The sequence below is a fragment of the Intrasporangium sp. Soil_C_50 genome (genome assembly GCF_057656595.1).
The window spans coordinates 152733-169292 of record NZ_JBDGKB010000006.1; the positions used below are offsets into that span (position 1 = coordinate 152733).

At 72.4% G+C, this 16560-nt stretch carries 14 protein-coding genes; 7 read left to right on the forward strand and 7 right to left on the reverse strand.

Features of this window, described 5'->3' with window-relative positions:
- Window positions 1-87: 87 nt before the first annotated feature.
- From AC3A5R_RS14885 to AC3A5R_RS14910, 6 genes are all read left to right on the forward strand, one after another.
- Window positions 88-1698 carry a N,N-dimethylformamidase beta subunit family domain-containing protein gene (locus tag AC3A5R_RS14885; RefSeq protein ID WP_487621546.1) on the forward strand — a complete coding sequence of 537 codons (1611 nt, stop codon included), beginning with the start codon at window positions 88-90 and terminating at the stop codon, window positions 1696-1698.
- A 105-nt stretch (window positions 1699-1803) separates the two neighbouring features.
- A complete protein-coding gene (locus AC3A5R_RS14890; protein WP_487621547.1) occupies window positions 1804-3792 on the forward strand; it encodes an ABC transporter ATP-binding protein in 1989 nt (662 codons plus the stop codon).
- Window positions 3789-5786 carry an ABC transporter ATP-binding protein gene (locus AC3A5R_RS14895; protein ID WP_487621548.1) on the forward strand — a complete coding sequence of 666 codons (1998 nt, stop codon included), beginning with the start codon at window positions 3789-3791 and terminating at the stop codon, window positions 5784-5786. The genes AC3A5R_RS14890 and AC3A5R_RS14895 overlap by 4 nt, the downstream gene beginning before the upstream one ends.
- A gap of 411 nt (window positions 5787-6197) precedes the next feature.
- Window positions 6198-7460 (forward strand): NAD(P)/FAD-dependent oxidoreductase, encoded by a 1263-nt coding sequence (locus tag AC3A5R_RS14900; RefSeq protein WP_487621549.1) that lies wholly within the window; start codon window positions 6198-6200, stop codon window positions 7458-7460.
- Window positions 7461-7546: 86 nt separating this feature from the next.
- The gene (locus tag AC3A5R_RS14905) at window positions 7547-8404 is read left to right on the forward strand and encodes a bifunctional methylenetetrahydrofolate dehydrogenase/methenyltetrahydrofolate cyclohydrolase (protein ID WP_487621550.1); all 858 of its coding nucleotides are present in this window, start codon (window positions 7547-7549) and stop codon (window positions 8402-8404) included.
- A gap of 9 nt (window positions 8405-8413) precedes the next feature.
- Complete coding sequence (locus AC3A5R_RS14910) at window positions 8414-8734, forward strand: DUF3017 domain-containing protein (RefSeq protein ID WP_487621551.1); 321 nt, start codon at window positions 8414-8416, stop codon at window positions 8732-8734.
- Window positions 8735-8977: 243 nt separating this feature from the next.
- Here AC3A5R_RS14910 and AC3A5R_RS14915 read toward each other — a convergent pair whose 3' ends face one another.
- From AC3A5R_RS14915 to rfbB, 7 genes are all read right to left on the reverse strand, one after another.
- Window positions 8978-9967, reverse strand: coding sequence for a malate dehydrogenase (locus AC3A5R_RS14915; protein WP_487621552.1), 990 nt, complete (start codon window positions 9965-9967; stop codon window positions 8978-8980).
- A gap of 145 nt (window positions 9968-10112) precedes the next feature.
- Window positions 10113-10466: a hypothetical protein gene (locus AC3A5R_RS14920; protein WP_487621553.1), complete on the reverse strand. Its 354-nt coding sequence runs from the start codon at window positions 10464-10466 to the stop codon at window positions 10113-10115.
- 158 nt (window positions 10467-10624) lie between these two features.
- Complete coding sequence (locus AC3A5R_RS14925) at window positions 10625-11410, reverse strand: hypothetical protein (RefSeq protein ID WP_487621554.1); 786 nt, start codon at window positions 11408-11410, stop codon at window positions 10625-10627.
- Window positions 11407-12057, reverse strand: coding sequence for a SatD family protein (locus AC3A5R_RS14930; protein ID WP_487621555.1), 651 nt, complete (start codon window positions 12055-12057; stop codon window positions 11407-11409). Before AC3A5R_RS14930 ends, AC3A5R_RS14925 begins: the two co-directional genes overlap by 4 nt.
- Window positions 12058-12180: 123 nt before the next feature.
- Window positions 12181-12993 carry an aquaporin Z gene (gene aqpZ, locus AC3A5R_RS14935; RefSeq protein WP_487621556.1) on the reverse strand — a complete coding sequence of 271 codons (813 nt, stop codon included), beginning with the start codon at window positions 12991-12993 and terminating at the stop codon, window positions 12181-12183.
- Window positions 12994-13145: 152 nt separating this feature from the next.
- Window positions 13146-14021: a dTDP-4-dehydrorhamnose reductase gene (gene rfbD, locus AC3A5R_RS14940; RefSeq protein ID WP_487621617.1), complete on the reverse strand. Its 876-nt coding sequence runs from the start codon at window positions 14019-14021 to the stop codon at window positions 13146-13148.
- Window positions 14018-15031, reverse strand: a complete 1014-nt coding sequence (gene rfbB, locus AC3A5R_RS14945) for a dTDP-glucose 4,6-dehydratase (RefSeq protein WP_487621557.1) — start codon at window positions 15029-15031, stop codon at window positions 14018-14020. Before rfbB ends, rfbD begins: the two co-directional genes overlap by 4 nt.
- Window positions 15032-15104: 73 nt before the next feature.
- Here rfbB and AC3A5R_RS14950 point away from each other — a divergent pair, with 73 nt between their 5' ends.
- A complete protein-coding gene (locus AC3A5R_RS14950) occupies window positions 15105-16448 on the forward strand; it encodes a UDP-glucose dehydrogenase family protein (protein ID WP_487621558.1) in 1344 nt (447 codons plus the stop codon).
- Window positions 16449-16560: the final 112 nt, after the last annotated feature.

Consider the following 16560-nt stretch of genomic DNA (forward strand, 5'->3'; position numbering starts at 1 on the left):
GACACCGCTCCACCGGCGCTGCAGAACCGGTGGGGCGGTGTCCGTCGTCCCGACCCGGTGCCCATCAGGCTTGGCTAGCCTCGCAGGGTGAGCGCGAGCGGGAAGGAGCCGTCGCGACGCGCCGTCCTCGCGGCGGGTGGGGCGCTGCTGCTCGGCGCCTGCACGGCCCCCGGGCCCTCGTCACCCGGGGCCCCCTGGACGGCACCCTCACCCTCGCCGCGAAGGCCCGATGCCTCCGGCCAGACGAGCGCCACCGCGACGAGCCAGGTCTCCGGAGGCCCGGGGTGGGTGCGTGCCGAGAACGCCAAGCCCGGCGCCACGGACTGGCGGGTCGCGCAGCACCACCTCGCGAACGGGACCGACCTCGCCGGCTACGCCGACTGCGTCAGCGTGCTGCCGGGCGTCACGTTCGGGCTGCACCTCAGCTCCGCCCTCGGCGCGGTGACGGTCCGGGCCTTCCGCCTCGGCTACTACCAGGGCACGGGCGCGCGAGAGGTGTGGACCTCAGCCGCCGTCGCGGCCACGAGACAGCCGCAGCCGAGCCCCGACGCCTCCGGCACGGTGCGCTGCCGCTGGCCGCAGTCGCTCTCGGTGCCCACGGCTGGATGGCCCGAGGGGAGCTACCTCTTGCGGCTGGATGCCGGTGGCCGGGCCGGCTATGTCCCGATCGTCGTGCGTTCGCGCGAGACCGCCGGCCGGCTCGTGCTCGTCTCGGCCGTCACCTGCCACCAGGCCTACAACGCGTGGGGCGGCTTCTCGCTCTACAAGGGCCCGGCCCGCAGTGCGGAGCCGAGGGCCTCGGTCGTGAGCTTCGACCGACCCTACGACCGCAACGGCGCTCCGCTGGTGCTGGCCTACGAGCAAGGGCCGGTCTTCGTGGCGGAGAGTCTCGACCTCGACCTCGCCTACGTGACGTCGTGGGAGCTCCACGGCGAGCCGGGCCTGCTCGCCGGCGCGCGAGGGCTCGTCTCGCCGGGTCATGACGAGTACTGGACGGTGCCGATGCGTCGGCACGTCGAGGCCGCCCGCGACGCGGGCACCAACCTCGCCTTCCTGGGCGCCAACGCCTGCTACTGGCGCGCGCGCCTCTCCGCTGACGGCCGCCTCATGACGTGCTACAAGTCCGCTCCGCTCGACCCGGAGCGGGGCACCGTCGGGACCACGACCACGTGGCGGAGCAGCCCCCACCCCGATCCCGAGAACTCGCTCACCGGCATGCTCTACGAGGCGTTCCCGGCCGAGGCCGACCTCGTCGTGCACGACCCGGGCTTCTTCCTCTTTGGAGGCACGGGTGCCACCACCGGCGAGAGGTATGCCGGCCTCGTCGCCGTCGAGATCGACCGGGCCTACCCGGTACCCGGCACGCCGGCGAACCTCCAGGTCGTGGCGCACTCGCCCGTCGCGCTGTACCGGAGGCCTTCCACCCACTCCGACATGACCTACTACTCGGTGCCGAGCGGGGCCGGGGTCCTCGCGGTGGGCACGATGGCCTGGGCGGCGGGTCTGCGCGGCGCCCACGCCCGCCCACGCATCGACGCGCGTGCCTCGGACTTCGCACGACAGGTGACGCGCACACTCCTCACGGCGATGGCCGAGGGCCCGATGGGCCGCGCCCACCCCGCGCAGGGCAACCTGGCCGCGATCGGGGCGTCGCCCAGCACGAGCACCGGCACCGGCGGGCCGGTCGACCACGTCTGACCGGCGACCTGGTTCACGGCCCCGCAGAGACCCGGCGTCGGCGTCCGCCGTGGGCCAAAAAACCGGTGGGGCGGCGTCGGTCGTGCGGCCTAGGGTGGACGGGCCATGCGAGACTTCCCGCCCCAGACCCGCGCCTACACCGAGCGCGGGGCCCCCGAGCCCGACACCCGCAACCCGCGCCGCTTCCTCTGGTGGATGGTGCGGCAGAACGGCGTGCTCTTCGTCGCCGGCCTGGCCGCCGCTCTCGTGTGGATGGTCCCGCAGACCGTCGGCCCGTGGATGGTCGGCCGGGCCATCGACGCCGGCATCGTCGCCGGCGACAGCAGCACGACGCTGCGATGGGTGCTCGCGCTCGCGGCGGTCACCATCGTGGGCGCGAGCAGCGGCATCGTCTTCCACACGTTCATCGTGCGGGAGTGGCTCATCGCGCTCTACGGCACGACCAAGCTCGTCACCCGCAAGGCCCTCCAGCTCGGCCACGTGCTGACCCGCCGTACGCCGACGGGGGAAGTGCTGTCGGTGTCGGGCAGCGACGGCGACCAGTTCGGCGCGCTCATGGAGATCACGACGCGCGCCTTCTCGCAGCTGGCCGCCTACCTCGTCGTGGCCGGCATCGTCCTCACCACCTCGGTGCGCATGGGGGTGCTCGTCCTCGTGTCCGCCCCGCTGCTCGTCGTGCTCGGGGCGCCGCTGCTGCGCCCGATGCAGCGCTGGCAGGGTGTCGAGCGCTCGCGCAACTCCGAGCTGACCTCGATGGCCACCGACATCGTGGCCGGCCTGCGCATCCTGCGCGGCATCGGCGGTGAGGACACCTTCGGCGGCAACTACGCGGCCCAGTCGCAGCGGGTGCGCCACTCGGGCGTCGCCGCGGGTCGCTGGCTCGCGGCCGTCGAGTCGGTCGGCGTGCTGCTGTCGGGTGGCTTCGTCGTGGCCCTCATGTGGGTCGGCACGCGCGAGGTCGCCCAGGGCCGGCTCACCGTGGGCCAGCTCGTCAGCTTCCTCGGCTACGGCCTGTTCCTCATCCAGCCGATGCGCACCTTCGTCGAGTTCGCGCAGAAGTGGACCCGCTCGGTCGTGTCGGCGCGCAAGGCGGTGGCCGTGCTCGGCCAGCGTCCGCCGTGGGTCCACCCCGACGAGCCGCAGGAACTGCCCCGCGAGGCGACGATCCTCGACGAGCGCTCCGGTGCCTCGTTCGAGCCGGGCCGGCTCACCATGGTCGTGTGCGCCGTGCCCGACGACTCCGCGGCGCTCGCCGACCGCATCGGCCGCTACCTGCCCCGCGACGAGGGGGCGCTCGTCAGCGACGAGATCCCCGAGGAGCTCAAGGGACGGGCGGCCAAGCGCGAGCGGTCCGTTCGGGCGAAGGCCCGTGAGGCCCAGGCGAAGCGCGACGAGGAGCTGGCGCGTCGCCCCTGGGGCGTCACCGTCGGCGGCGTCGACCTCTCGAACGTCGAGCTCGACGACGTCCGCGACACCATCCTGGTCAGCGACACCGCGCCGCAGGTCTTCGCCGGCACGCTGCGCAGCGCCGTCGACCCGCTCGGCCGGCTCACCCGCGAGGACGCCGAGCGGGCCCTGCACACGGCGTCCGCCGAGGACGTCTTCGACGCGCTGCCGGGCGGATGGCAGGGCGAGCTCGAGGAGCGCGGCCGCGGCCTGTCCGGCGGCCAGCGCCAGCGGCTCGTCCTCATGCGCGCCCTCGCGGCCGACCCGGAGGTGCTCGTCCTCGTCGAGCCCACCTCCGCCGTCGACGCCCACACCGAGGCCCGCATCGCCGAACGGCTCGGGGCGCACCGCTCCGGTCGTACGACGATCGTCATGACCGCCTCGCCGCTGCTGCTGCACCACGCCGACGACATCGTCCTGCTCGAGGACGGCCGCGCCACCGAGCGTGGCCGCCACGTCGACCTGCTGGCCCGCTCCGACGCGTACCGCTCGGTCGTCGCCCGCGGCGAGGCCGACCACTCGGTGCTCGCCCCCGACGACGCACCGTGGCCCGGTGCCACCGGGCCCGACCCCGCACTGACCGACCCGGCCCGCAGCGCGGTCCTGCCGGCCGACCTGACCGTCACCGACCCGGAGGAGGTGCGATGAACGCGACCACGACGCCGTCCACGACTCGGTCCACCGTGGTGCCCGGCGACCTGCTGCCCGAGTACCTCGCGGCCGAGTCCGCCCGCACCTGGGGTGCGGCGCACGAGGCCCCGGCCGTGCCCGCGGAGCTACGGCCGCCGGTGTCGGCCTCTTTGGGGGAGCGTCTCGCGGCGCTGCGGCGCCGGCACCTGCTGCGCGAGCGTCGGGCCCAGGAGTTCGTCGCCGACACGATGAACGCCCGCACGGGTCTGCCGATCGCCACCAACCGCGACGTCGTGCGCTTCATCGGTGGCCTGCTGTCGAACGAGAAGGCCCTGGTGACGTTCGTCATCGTCGCCAACGCGCTCGCCGCGGGCGCCGGCCTGCTCGTGCCGCGCCTGCTCGGCCAGCTCGTCGACTCCACGGTGGCCGACGTCGAGGCCGGACGCGTCGACGCCGCGATGGCCGGTGCCACCTCGTCGGCGCTCGTCGTCGCCGGGCTCGTCGTCGTGCAGGGCCTGTTCACCTTCGCCGCCCAGCTGTCGGCCACCTACCTCGGCCAGGGTGTCCTCGCCACGGCGCGCGAGTTCGTCGTCCGCGCGATCCTGCGCCTGCCGCTCTCGCGCGTCGAGAGTGCCAGCACCGGCGACCTCGTCACGCGTGTCACCCGCGACGTCGGCACGATGAGCGAGAGCGTGCGGTGGGCGCTGCCGCAGTCGATCTTCGCGAGCATCACCGTCGTGCTGACCCTCGTTGCGATGACGACGAACTCGCTGTGGCTCTCGCTGCCCTCGATCGTGCTCATGCTCCTCGCGATGATCCAGGTGCGCCGCTATCTGCGCCGGGCGCCGAAGGGCTACCTCACCGAGGGCGGCACGTACTCGCGCATCAACACGACGCTCACCGAGACCGTCGAGGGCGCGCGCACCGTCGAGGCGCTCGGCGTTGCCCGGCACCGGCTGCGCCGCGGCGACGACGACATCGAGGTGTCGGGCCAGGCCGAGCGTTACACGATGACGCTGCGCAACCTGCTCTTCGCCGTCATGGACGTCACCTTCAGCCTGCCGCGCGTGCTGGTGCTGCTCCTCGGTGCCATCGGGTTCGCCCAGGGCTGGGCCACGCTCGGGCAGATCACCACCGCGATCCTCTACGCCGAGGCGCTGTGGGGCCCGTTCGACATGCTCGTGCACACCGTCGACCGCGTGCAGGTCGGCGTCGCCTCCACGACGCGTCTGCTCGGCATCGCCACGGTGCCGCCCGACCGCACGCCGGGGGAGGCCCGCCCGGCCGGCCCCGACCTCGAGGGCCGCGACCTGCGCTACGCCTACCGCGCCGACCACGACGTGCTCCACGGCATCGACCTCACCATGGCCACCGGCGAGCGGCTCGCCATCGTCGGGCCGAGCGGCTCGGGCAAGTCGACGCTGGGGCGGCTGCTGTCGGGCATCCACGGCCCGCGCACCGGCTCGGTCACCGTCGGTGGCGTCGAGCTCGTCGAGCTGCCCCTCGACGTCCTGCGCACCGAGGTCGCGCTCGTCACCCAGGAGCACCACGTCTTCATCGGCTCGGTGCGCGACAACGTCGTGCTGGCCCGCGAGGGCGCGGGCGACGACGCGGTGCGTGAGGCCCTGCGCGCCGTCGACGCCCTCGACTGGGTCGAGCGTCTGCCGGAGGGCCTCGACACCAAGCTGGGGTCGGGTCATCAGGCGCTGACGCCGGGCCAGGCCCAGCAGGTCGCGCTCGCGCGCCTCATCCTGGCCGACCCGCACACCATCGTCCTCGACGAGGCCACCTCGCTCATCGATCCGCGCACGGCCCGTCACCTCGAGGGTTCGATGAACGCCCTGCTCACCGGTCGTACGGTCGTGGCCATCGCGCACCGGCTGCACACGGCCCACGACGCCGACCGCATCGCCGTCGTCATCGACGGCCGGGTGGTCGAGCTCGGCAGCCACGAGGAGCTCGTCGCCCTCGACGGCGAGTACGCGGGCCTGTGGCGGGCCTGGACCTCCTGACGGGCCGACGAGTCTGCTTGTCGCACAGTAGGGCCCGCCCCTGGGAGGTGGGGCGGGCCCTCGTGCCGTGCCGTGGCTTCCCCTGCCTGCCACGGTCCGGTCTGGTGGTCGCGAGGAGGGCAGTGGCCCACCGGCGCAACCGGTGAGGGAGTCGCGACGCGGCCGCCCGGCGGCTGTCGGTGCCGGCATCGGCCGCGGGGGACGGCGACCCCCCGTGGGTGGTGCGCTCACCATAGGCAGGAAAGTTCCCATTCCTGTGTGAGTTACGGGAAATTGCTTCGGATCCGTGACCCGGCCCCAGCGGGCCCACGCCCGGGGTCTCGACGCCGTGGGCGCGTCGTGTTTGGGTGGCCCCATGAGTGCCATGAGCGAGGGCGGCCGCACGGGCCGCAGCGAGGGTATGAGGCGGGCATGAGCGACACGACGACACCGCAGGGCGAGCACGCCACCTACGTCATCGTCGGCGGGGGCCTCGCCGCCGCCAAGGCGGTCGAGGGCATCCGCGAGAGCGACGAGAAGGGCTCCATCGTCCTGGTCACCGAGGAGGACCGCCTGCCCTACGAGCGACCGCCGCTGTCCAAGGGCGTGCTCAAGGGAGAGGACGAACCGGCGTCGGTCTTCCCGCACGACGAGGCGTGGTACGCCGAGCAGGGCGTCGACCTGCGGCTCGCCGCCCCGGCCACCTCGCTCGACACCGGCGCTCACACCGTGACGCTCCGCGACGGGACCGTCCTAGGCTACGACAGGCTCCTGCTCGCCACCGGTTCGTCGGCCCGTCCGCTCACCGTTCCCGGCGCCGACCTGCCCGGCGTGCTGTACCTGCGCGAGATGCAGGAGTCCGAGGCACTCAAGGCGCAGCTGACCAAGGGCGCCCGCATCGTCATCGTCGGGGCTGGCTGGATCGGTCTCGAGGTCGCCTCCGCCGCGGCCGACGCCGGCGCGTCGGTCACGGTCGTCGAGCCGCAGCCCACCCCGCTCAACGCCGTCATGGGCGACACCATCGGCGGCTGGTTCGCCGACCTGCACCGCGGCCACGGCGTCGAGTTCCGCTTCGGCGAGGGCGTCGACCGCCTCGAGGGGGACGGGCGCGTCGAGGCCGTCGTCACGAGCACCGGCGACCGGATCCCCGCCGACGCCGTCGTCGTCGGGGTCGGCATCACCCCCAACACCGGGCTGGCCGACGGCGCCGGCATCGACGTCGACAACGGCATCGTCACCGACGCCGCCCTGCGCACCTCGGCCGACGGCGTCTGGGCCGCCGGCGACGTCGCGAACTGGCACAGCACGACGCTCGGCACCAACGTCCGCGTCGAGCACTGGGCCAACGCCAACGACGGCGGGCTCGCGGCCGGCCGATCGATGGCCACCGGCCAGCAGACCTACGACCCGATCCCGTTCTTCTTCTCCGACCAGTACGACGTGGGGCTCGAGTACGCCGGGTACGTGCCGCGCGACTCCGGCGCCGAGGTCCTGCTGCGCGGCAAACCCGAGAGCAACGAGTTCATGGCGTTCTGGGTCGTGCCCGAGGGGAAGGGCGTGCGCGTGCTCGCGGGCATGCACGTCAACGTCTGGGACACCATCGACGCCGTCCAGAAGCTCGTGCGCGAGCGCACCGTCGTCGACCGCGACCGGCTGGCCGACCCCGACGTCCCGCTCGAGGACCTCGCCGGCTGAGCGAGGCCCTGAGCGAGGCCTGGGGGAGGCCACGGCGGCGCAGGAGCGGCGGGGCCCGCACCGTGGGCCGTGGCAGGATGTCACCCGTGACGGCACGCATCCTCGACGGCAAGGCGACCCTCAAGACGATCAAGGCCGAGCTGGCCGAGCGGGTGGCGCGGCTCGCCGAGCAGGGGGTCGTCCCCGGGCTCGGCACGGTCCTCGTCGGCGACGACCCGGGCAGCCACTGGTACGTCAACGCCAAGCACAAGGACTGCGCCGAGATCGGCATCACGAGCCTACGCCGCGACCTGCCGGCCACGGCCACCCAGGCCGAGGTCGAGGCCGTCATCGACGAGCTCAACGCCGACCCCGCCTGCACCGGCTTCCTCGTCCAGCAGCCCACCGGCCTCGACGAGATGGCCCTGCTCTCGCGCGTCGACCCCCGCAAGGACGTCGACGGCCTGCACCCGACGAACCTCGGCTGGCTCGTCCTCGGCAAGAAGGCGCCGCTCCCGTGCACCCCGATGGGCTGCATCGAGCTGCTGCGCCGCCACGACGTGCAGATCGCCGGCGCGAAGGTCGTCGTCGTGGGTCGCGGCCTGACGGTCGGTCGCCCGCTCGGCCTCATCCTGACCCGCAAGAGCGAGAACGCCACGGTGACCCTGTGCCACACCGGCACCAAGGACCTCGCCGCCGAGGTGCGCCAGGCCGACATCGTCATCGCCGCGGCCGGTGTGCCCGGCATCATCACGGCCGAGATGGTCAAGCCCGGTGCGGCGGTGCTCGACGTCGGCGTCAGCCGCGTCGACGGCAAGGTCGCCGGCGACGTCGCCCCCGAGGTCGCCGAGGTCGCCGGCTGGGTCAGCCCCAACCCCGGCGGCGTCGGTCCGATGACCCGAGCGCTGCTGCTGACGAACATCGTCGCGGCCGCGGAGGCGTCGGTCGCCGGCGCCCGCCGCTGAGCAGCGTCGATGCAGTGGCGGGGTAGCGGGTTCGTCGTCCTCAGCTGGTGGTACCTCGTCGCGGGCCTCGCGGCGATCGGCGTGCTGATGATGGGCTTCTACGACGTCCGGTGGGGCGGTCGCGTCATGGCGGCGGCGTTCGGCATCGGTGCCGTCATCCGCCTCATCGCAAGGCCGGCGCGCAAGGCGGGTGGCCTCAACGTGCGCTCGCGCGCCCTCGACGTCGTCATCCTGCTCGTCCTCGGCATCGGCGTGCTCATCGCCTCGGCCACGGTCAACGTAGCGACCGAGGGCCCGAGCCGCACGTCGGTCGAGCGCACCTCTCGCTGACCCGAGCGTCGTCAGACCACGATGTCGCCGCCTCCGAGGCGTCCAGCTCGGCGGGTCCCTCCCTTCCCATCGAGTGAGCACTGAGCCACAGGCGTCACGTCCGACGCGTGACGCATGTGGCTGGGTGCTCTCTCGATGTGCAGGAGCGGTGCCGACGGATTGCCTTGTCGGTGAAGGGAATGCGAACGGGCGCCGGCCACCTGGTGGTGACCGGCGCCCGCCCGATGCTGCGAGGGGTGCGGCTCAGATGAGGCCCAGGCCCTTGACGGCGTCGCGCTCCTCGGCGAGCTCGGCCACCGAGGCGTCGATCTTGCCGCGGGAGAACTCGTCGATGTCGAGGCCCTGCACGATGCTCCAGGCGCCGTCCTCGACCGTGACGGGGAAGGAGGAGATGAGCCCCTCCTCGACGCCGTACGAACCGTCGGAGCGGACCGCCATGGAGACCCAGTCGCCGTCGGCGGTGCCCTCGACCCACGTGCGGGCGTGGTCGATGGTGGCCGACGCCGCGGAGGCGGCCGAGGAGGCGCCGCGCGCCTCGATGATGGCCGCGCCGCGCTTGGCGACGGTGGGGATGAAGGTGCCGGCGAGCCAGTCCTGGTCGCCCACGGTCTCGGCGGCGTTCTTGCCGCTGACCTCTGCGTGGAAGAGGTCGGGGTACTGCGTGGCCGAGTGGTTGCCCCAGATCGTCATCTTCCTGATCTCGGTGACCGGCACGCCGAGCTTGGCGGCGAGCTGGCTGATCGCGCGGTTGTGGTCCAGACGCGTCAGGGCCGAGAAGCGCTCGGTGGGGATGTCGGGGGCGTTGCTCATGGCGATGAGCGCATTGGTGTTGGCCGGGTTGCCGGTGACCGTGACGCGGATGTCGTCGGCCGCGACCTCGTTGAGGGCCTTGCCCTGCGGGGCGAAGATGCCGCCGTTGGCCTCGAGCAGGTCGCCGCGCTCCATGCCCGGGCCGCGGGGACGGGCGCCGACGAGGAGGGCGTGGTTGACGCCGTCGAAGACCTTCTTCGCGTCGTCGCCGATCTGGACTCCGGCGAGCGTCGGGAAGGCGCAGTCGTCGAGCTCCATGACGACGCCCTCGAGCGCCTTGAGCGCCGGGGTGATCTCGAGGAGTCGCAGCTCCACGGGGGTGTCGGGCCCGAGCAGCGCACCGCTGGCGATGCGGAACAGGAGGCTGTAGCCGATCTGGCCGGCGGCGCCGGTGACGGCGACCTTGACGGGGGTAGTGCTCACGGGGATGGCCCTTCACATCGGTCTGGCGCGTGGACGCTCCGACGCTACCAGCGTGTGTGCGGCCGCTTGGTGCCGCCCGGGTGCGGCCTTGGTCACCCGGCCGCGGCCATGGCGTGTTCGTGCGCCAGCGGTCCCGGCGTCCGGGTCAGGACGCGGCGGGCGGGCGCCGGTACCGCGACACCGGGGTCGGCGGCTTGGACCGCTTCGCGCCGTAGTGCGGGTACCGGGCCGCCATCCGCAGCTCGGGCCGCGCGAGCTCGGGCCGCTCGGTGGGCACGGGTCGACCCGTCCGCTCCCACTCTCGCAGCGCGGCGCGCAGGTGGGTGATCGCGTCCTCGATGGCGTTGCCGTGCAAGGGCCGCAGCGGCGACACCCATCCGCAGATGCACGAGGCGAACCACTGGGCGCCGACGGCGGAGCTCTCGACGACGATGTCGTAGTGCCCGAGCCTCGAGGCCCGCTCTCCGGGGGCGAGGCCGGTCGGCTCGTGGCCGCTCATCGATGCGCGGCTGACGGGGTCACCGAGGTCGTCGAGGCTGACAATGGGCTGTCGGTCATGCGACCCGCTTTCGGTGCGGCCCCGAGGCGGAACCAGTAACTCGACGGTACACCGGGTCGGTATCGGCCCTCCGGCGCGGTGGAGTGGGTGGGGCGGCGTCAGCGACCGAGGGCGAGTGTGGCGAGGGCGAGGATCCAGCTGACGAAGCTGCCGACGAGGAAGTACTCGGTGACGTCGTCGATACCGGCAGGGCCCCCGGTGTAGCTGCCCGACCCGCTCCGGGACCCGCCGCGAGCTGCCGCCTGCACTTCGGGGAAACGGAGCAGCCCCTTGGCGGCGATGACGAAGCCGGCCGCGCCGAGCTCGCCCGCGAGGCCGAGGCCGAGGATCACGAGACGTTCCATGGGCCCGAGGAGCCGGCCGCCCTTGAGACGGTCCGCGGGGTCGGGCACGGGGGGAGCGGCGACCTGGTCGGGTCGCAGGGCTCCGATCGTGAGCAGGATCAGGCGCACGATGACGTTCGCCGTGGCGATGTTGAAGGCGATGAGACCGGCCACGAGCAGGACGCGGGCGGGCGAGTGCGATGTGCTGCCGGGGAGGTCGGCCCAGTGCAGCCACGTCGCGAGGGCTCCGTCGGGCGTGCTGGCGGCGCCGGAGAATAGGATCAGGCCGACCACGACCACGGCGAAGGCGGCCAGCGCCTCGAGCGCGCGGCGGCCGGTGCGCTGCGCGTGGCGTGACAGCTCCATCCACCCCGCACAGCCGGCGAGGGCGAGTGCGAGGGCGATGACGTCGGCCCACGACGTCAGGCCGGCGACCCAGGCGAGGGCGGCGACCACCACTGGCGCGGCCACATGGGCGACGAGCCGCGACCAGCGCCAGGACGAGGAGCGGACGAGGTCGGCGACCCCGAGCCCGACGAGCACGACCGACAGCCAGGTCACGACAGCCGCCCGAGGGCAGCCATGGCGTCGAGGGCGACGCCGACGCCGTCGCGTCGCACCCGCTGCGACACCGCGGACGCGCTGATGCCGAGCCGCGCCGCGACATCGTGCTGGCTCTGGCCGTCCATGAGTCCTCCGAGGATGTCGCGCGTCGTCGTCGACATCGACCCAACCATGAAGTCCAGACAGTCGAGCGCGGCGCGCAGGGCCGTCACCGTGTCGGGCGCGTCCTTGTTGTGGCCGACCCCGCCGGCCTCGGAGGCGCCGGGGGAGTAGCCGGTGCGTGCGGTCCGGGTGCGGGGCCGGGTGGCGCGCTCCTCGATCTCGACGATGGCGTCGCGCGCCGCCCAGTAGCCGGGGCCGTCGTGGACGCCGCGCACTGGGTCGAGCGTCGAGACCTCACCCCGGCCGACGCCGAAGCGGACGTCGGCGAGCGGGTGCAGGTGGGCGCGGACGCGGAAGCTGGCGGTGAGCGCGTCGCCGACGGTGGCGAACACACCCTGGAACTCGTCGCCGAGCGTGATGACGAGAGGGTCGAGCGGCGTCGTGGACGCGTTGGCCTCGCCGATCGCCTCCTCGAGGGCGTCGTGCAGCTGCTGGCGGTCGGGGTGGAGTCGCGAGTCGACGACGTCCCCGATGAGCACCACGGGTGAAGCCTCAGCCTTCAGGACTGCCATATGAAGATCTTACCTTCATATTGAGCCGAAGAAGGGAGGTGCTTCATATGGAACGAATGAAGGCCACAGATGTAACGGCCGACCGAGCCGACGTCAGTCCAGCACCGGGTGTCCTTCGGCGTCGCGCGCCGCGTTGTCGACGTCGTCGGTCGAGCCGTCGATGTCGAGGTCTGCCTTGTCCTCGCCGGTGATCCAGGCGTACGTCGCGCCGGCGATGAGGCCGCCCACGATGGGCGCGACCCAGAACGCCCAGAGCTGGGCCGGGGCGTCGTTGCCGTTGAAGAACGCGACCGCCGTGGAGCGTGCCGGGTTGATCGAGGCGTTGCTCACCGGGATGGCGACGAGGTGCGCCAGGACGAGGCCGAAGCCGATGGCGAGCGGCGCGAAGCCCTTCGGGGCGTCGTCCTTGGTCGCGCCGAGGATGATGTAGACGAAGAACGCGGTGACGAGGGCCTCGACGACGAGGACCGCGCCGAGCCCGAAACCGCCGGGGGAGTGGGCCCCGTAGCCGTTGGCCGCTAGGTTGCCGGTGGCAGGAAGGCCCTGCGAGGTCCACAGGCCCGTCAGGGCTGCGCCGGCGAGCAGGCCGCCGACGACCTGGGCGACGAGGTAGAGCGGAACCTCGCGCCATTCGAACCGCCGGGCGATCGCGATGCCGATGGTCACCGCGGGGTTGAAGTGTGCGCCCGACACGTGGCCGACCGCGTAGGCCATCGTCGTCACCGCGAGGCCGAAGGCGAGGGCGATGCCGAGGTGGCCGATGCCGAGCTGGACAGGGGCGGAGTCGCTGAGTTCCTGGCGCACGAACTTGCCGTTGAAGATCGCCGACCCGCAGCCGATGAACACGAGCCAGAAGGTGCCGAGGGCCTCGACGGCGAGACGCGAGCTCATCTTGGGGGTGTACATCGTGCTCCTCCAGCGGACGTCGACGTGAAGACCCCGGGCCGGTGCCCGTGCCTCGCAGCGTAGTGCGGGGATGTCGTTCGGCGGGGGACCTCGGGGGGCTCGGCTCGAGCGGCGACCAACGAACCTACGGAGGTCCGTGTCCGCCGGGTCGGCTAGGGGTGGAGATCCCCGAAGAAGTCCCTGAGCCCTTCGCGCCAGTCGCGGATCGGGACGACGCCGGCGTCCTCGAGCGACGCGTGGGACAGCACGCTCCATGCGGGGCGTGGAGCGGGTCGGGGAAAGGCGTAGGACGTGGTGGGCAACACCCGCTCCGGGTCGAGGCCATTTAGCTCGAAAGCCGCTTGTGCGAACCCGTACCATGTCGTCTCACCGCTCGAGGTGCCGTGATGGGTGCCGTACGGCGCATCTGCCGTCACCAGGCGCACGACGAGGTCGGCGAGGTCGGCCGTCCAGGTCGGCTGGCCCACCTGGTCGTCGACGCCCGACACGGTGTCGCGCTCCGAGGCCAGCCGCAGCATCGTCGCGACGAAGTTGGGGCCGCCCGCCCCGTAGAGCCACGCCGTGCGCACGACCCACGACTCGGGGCACAGCGCACGCACGGCCCATTCGCCGGCCACCTTGGTGCGCCCGTACGCGGAGCGGGGTGCGACCGGGTGGTCGACGGTGTAGGGCTCGGACGCGGTGCCGTCGAAGACGTAGTCGGTCGAGACGTGCACGAGGCACGCATGGCCGCGGCTGCAGGCGCGCGCGACGTTGGCCGCGCCCACGGCGTTGACGGCGAAGGCCGCGGGCTCGTCGGTCTCAGCGTCGTCGACCCGCGTGTACGCCGCGGTGTTGACGACCAGGTCATGGCCCTCAACGGCAGCGACACACTGGGCGGGGTCCGTGACGTCGAGGTCGGCGCGGTCCATGGCCGTGACGACCCAGCCGGCGGCCCGGAGCGCCGGCACGAGGTCGTGGGCGAGCATGCCGCTCGCGCCCGTCACGAGCGCGCGGCCGGCGCCGACCGCGTCGGGGACGCCGGTCATCGGCCGAGCCTGGCGTAGGTGCGCTCGGCCACGACCTTGGCCGCCTGCCACCACTCGGGGTTGGCGCGGTACCACTCCACCGTCTGCTCGAGTCCCGCGCGGACGTCGGCGTACCGCGGACGCCAGTCGGTCTCGAGACGCAGCTTCGTCGCATCGATCGCGTAGCGGAGGTCGTGGCCAGGTCGGTCGTCGACGTGGTCGAACCAGTCGGCAGGGCGGTCCATGATCTCGAGGAGTATCCGCACCATGTCGAGGTTGTCGCGCTCGCCGTCGGCGCCGATGAGGTAGGTCTCGCCGAGCCGGCCCTGCTCGAGGATCGCGATGACGGCGTCGTTGTGATCGTCGACGTGGATCCAGTCGCGCACGTTGAGCCCGGAACCGTAGAGCTTGGGCCGGATGCCGTCGAGGATGTTCGTGATCTGCCTCGGAATGAACTTCTCGACGTGCTGGCGGGGACCGTAGTTGTTCGTGCAGTTCGAGACCGTCGCCTTGATGCCGAACGAGCGGATCCAGGCCCGCACGAGCAGGTCGGCGCCGGCCTTGGTCGCGGAGTAGGGCGACGAGGGGTTGACGGGCGTACTCTCGGTGAACCGCTCGTGGTCGTCGAGATTGAGGTCGCCGTAGACCTCGTCGGTCGAGATGTGGTGGAGGCGCCTGTCGTGACGGCGGATCGCCTCGAGCAGCGTGAAAGTGCCGACGACGTTGCTCTCGACGAACGGCCACGGCGAGTCGAGCGAGTTGTCGTTGTGCGACTCGGCGGCGAAGTGCACGACGACGTCGTGGCTCGCCACGAGCGGGTCGATGAGCGACGCGTCGGCCACCGACCCCTCGACGAGCCGTACCGAGCCGTCGCCGCCGAGGTCGGCCAGGACGGGCGCGAGCGACTTGCGGTTGGCCGCATACGTCATGGCGTCGAGCACCGTCAGCGTCCAGTCCGGGCGCGTCTCGCGTGCCCGGAGCACGAAGTTCGAGCCGATGAACCCGGCACCGCCGGTCACGAGGACGCGCATGAGGCGAGGGTAACGAAGCGGGGGAGACCTCGCGGCCACCTGCCGTTTCCCACCCCTCGATATGCTGCCCGGCGTGAAGATCTCGGTCATCGGATGCGGATACCTCGGCGCGGTCCACGCCGCGTGCATGGCCGACTTCGGCCACGACGTCGTCGGCGTCGAGGTCGACCCGGAGAAGGTCGACAAACTCGCTGCCGGCATCCCGTCGTTCCATGAGCCGGGCCTCGCCTCGCTGCTGCGCCAGGGTGTCGACGCCGGCACCCTCGCCTTCACCACGGACAAGACGCTCCTCGCCGACGCGCGCGTCCACTTCATCGCTGTCGGCACTCCGCAGCGTGGCGGCAGCTACGCGGCCGACATGAGCTACGTGTGGTCGGCCGTCGACGACATCATCGCCAACGCCCAGCCCCATCCGGACGGCCCGATCGTCGTCGTCGGCAAGTCGACGGTTCCCGTCGGCACCGCGCAGGCGATGGCCGACCGGTTCGCCGAGGCCGGCCTCGACGCCGTCGTCGTGTGGAACCCGGAGTTCCTCCGCGAGGGCTTCGCCGTCAAGGACACGAAGCACCCCGACCGCGTGGTCTACGGCCTGCCGGACGACGTCGAGCGCGGCGAGGTCGGCCGGGCGCTTCTCGACGAGGTCTACGCGCCGATCATCGCCGCCGAGACGCCGCGCCTGCTCCTCAACTACCCGACGGCCGAGCTCGTCAAGGTCGCGGCCAACTCCTTCCTCGCCACGAAGATCTCGTTCATCAACTCGATGGCCGAGCTGTGCGACGTCGCCGGCGCCGACGTGTCCAAGCTGGCCGAGGCGATCGGCCACGACGACCGCATCGGGCCGAAGTTCCTCCAGGCCGGCATCGGCTTCGGCGGCGGCTGCCTGCCCAAGGACATCCGGGCCTTCATGGCCCGGGCCGGCGAGATGGGGGTCGACCAGTCGCTCACCTTCCTGCGCGAGGTCGACTCCATCAACATGCGCCGCCGCGACCACGCCGTCGACCTCGCCTCCGAGATGGCCGGCGGCCGCCTCGTCGGCGTCAAGGTCGCCGTGCTCGGCCTCGCGTTCAAGCCCGACAGCGACGACGTGCGCGACTCTCCGGCCCTCGACATCGCCGGACGTCTCTGGGGCCGCGGCGCCCACGTCGTGGCCACCGACCCCGCCGCAGCCGGCATCGTGCGAGGGCAGCGGCCCGACCTGCACATCGTCGACAGCACCGACGAGGCCCTGGCCGGCGCTGAGCTCGTCATCCTCCTGACCGCGTGGAAGGAGTATGTCCAGCTCGACCCCGCCCGCACCAAGACGCTCGTCGCGGTCCCGCGCGTCATCGACGGACGCAACGTCCTCGACCCGCGGGCGTGGTCCGATGCCGGTTGGGACTACCGGGGGATGGGCCGGCGCGCCAGCACCGCCTGGTGATCCGTCGCCCGCTCGGCCGATTACATCTAGCTGCTGGTCGATAGTGAGGTGCTCGTCGCGGCCTCGGTCAAGTCCTTGAGGCGCACCGGGTTGAGACGACTTCTTGGTGCCG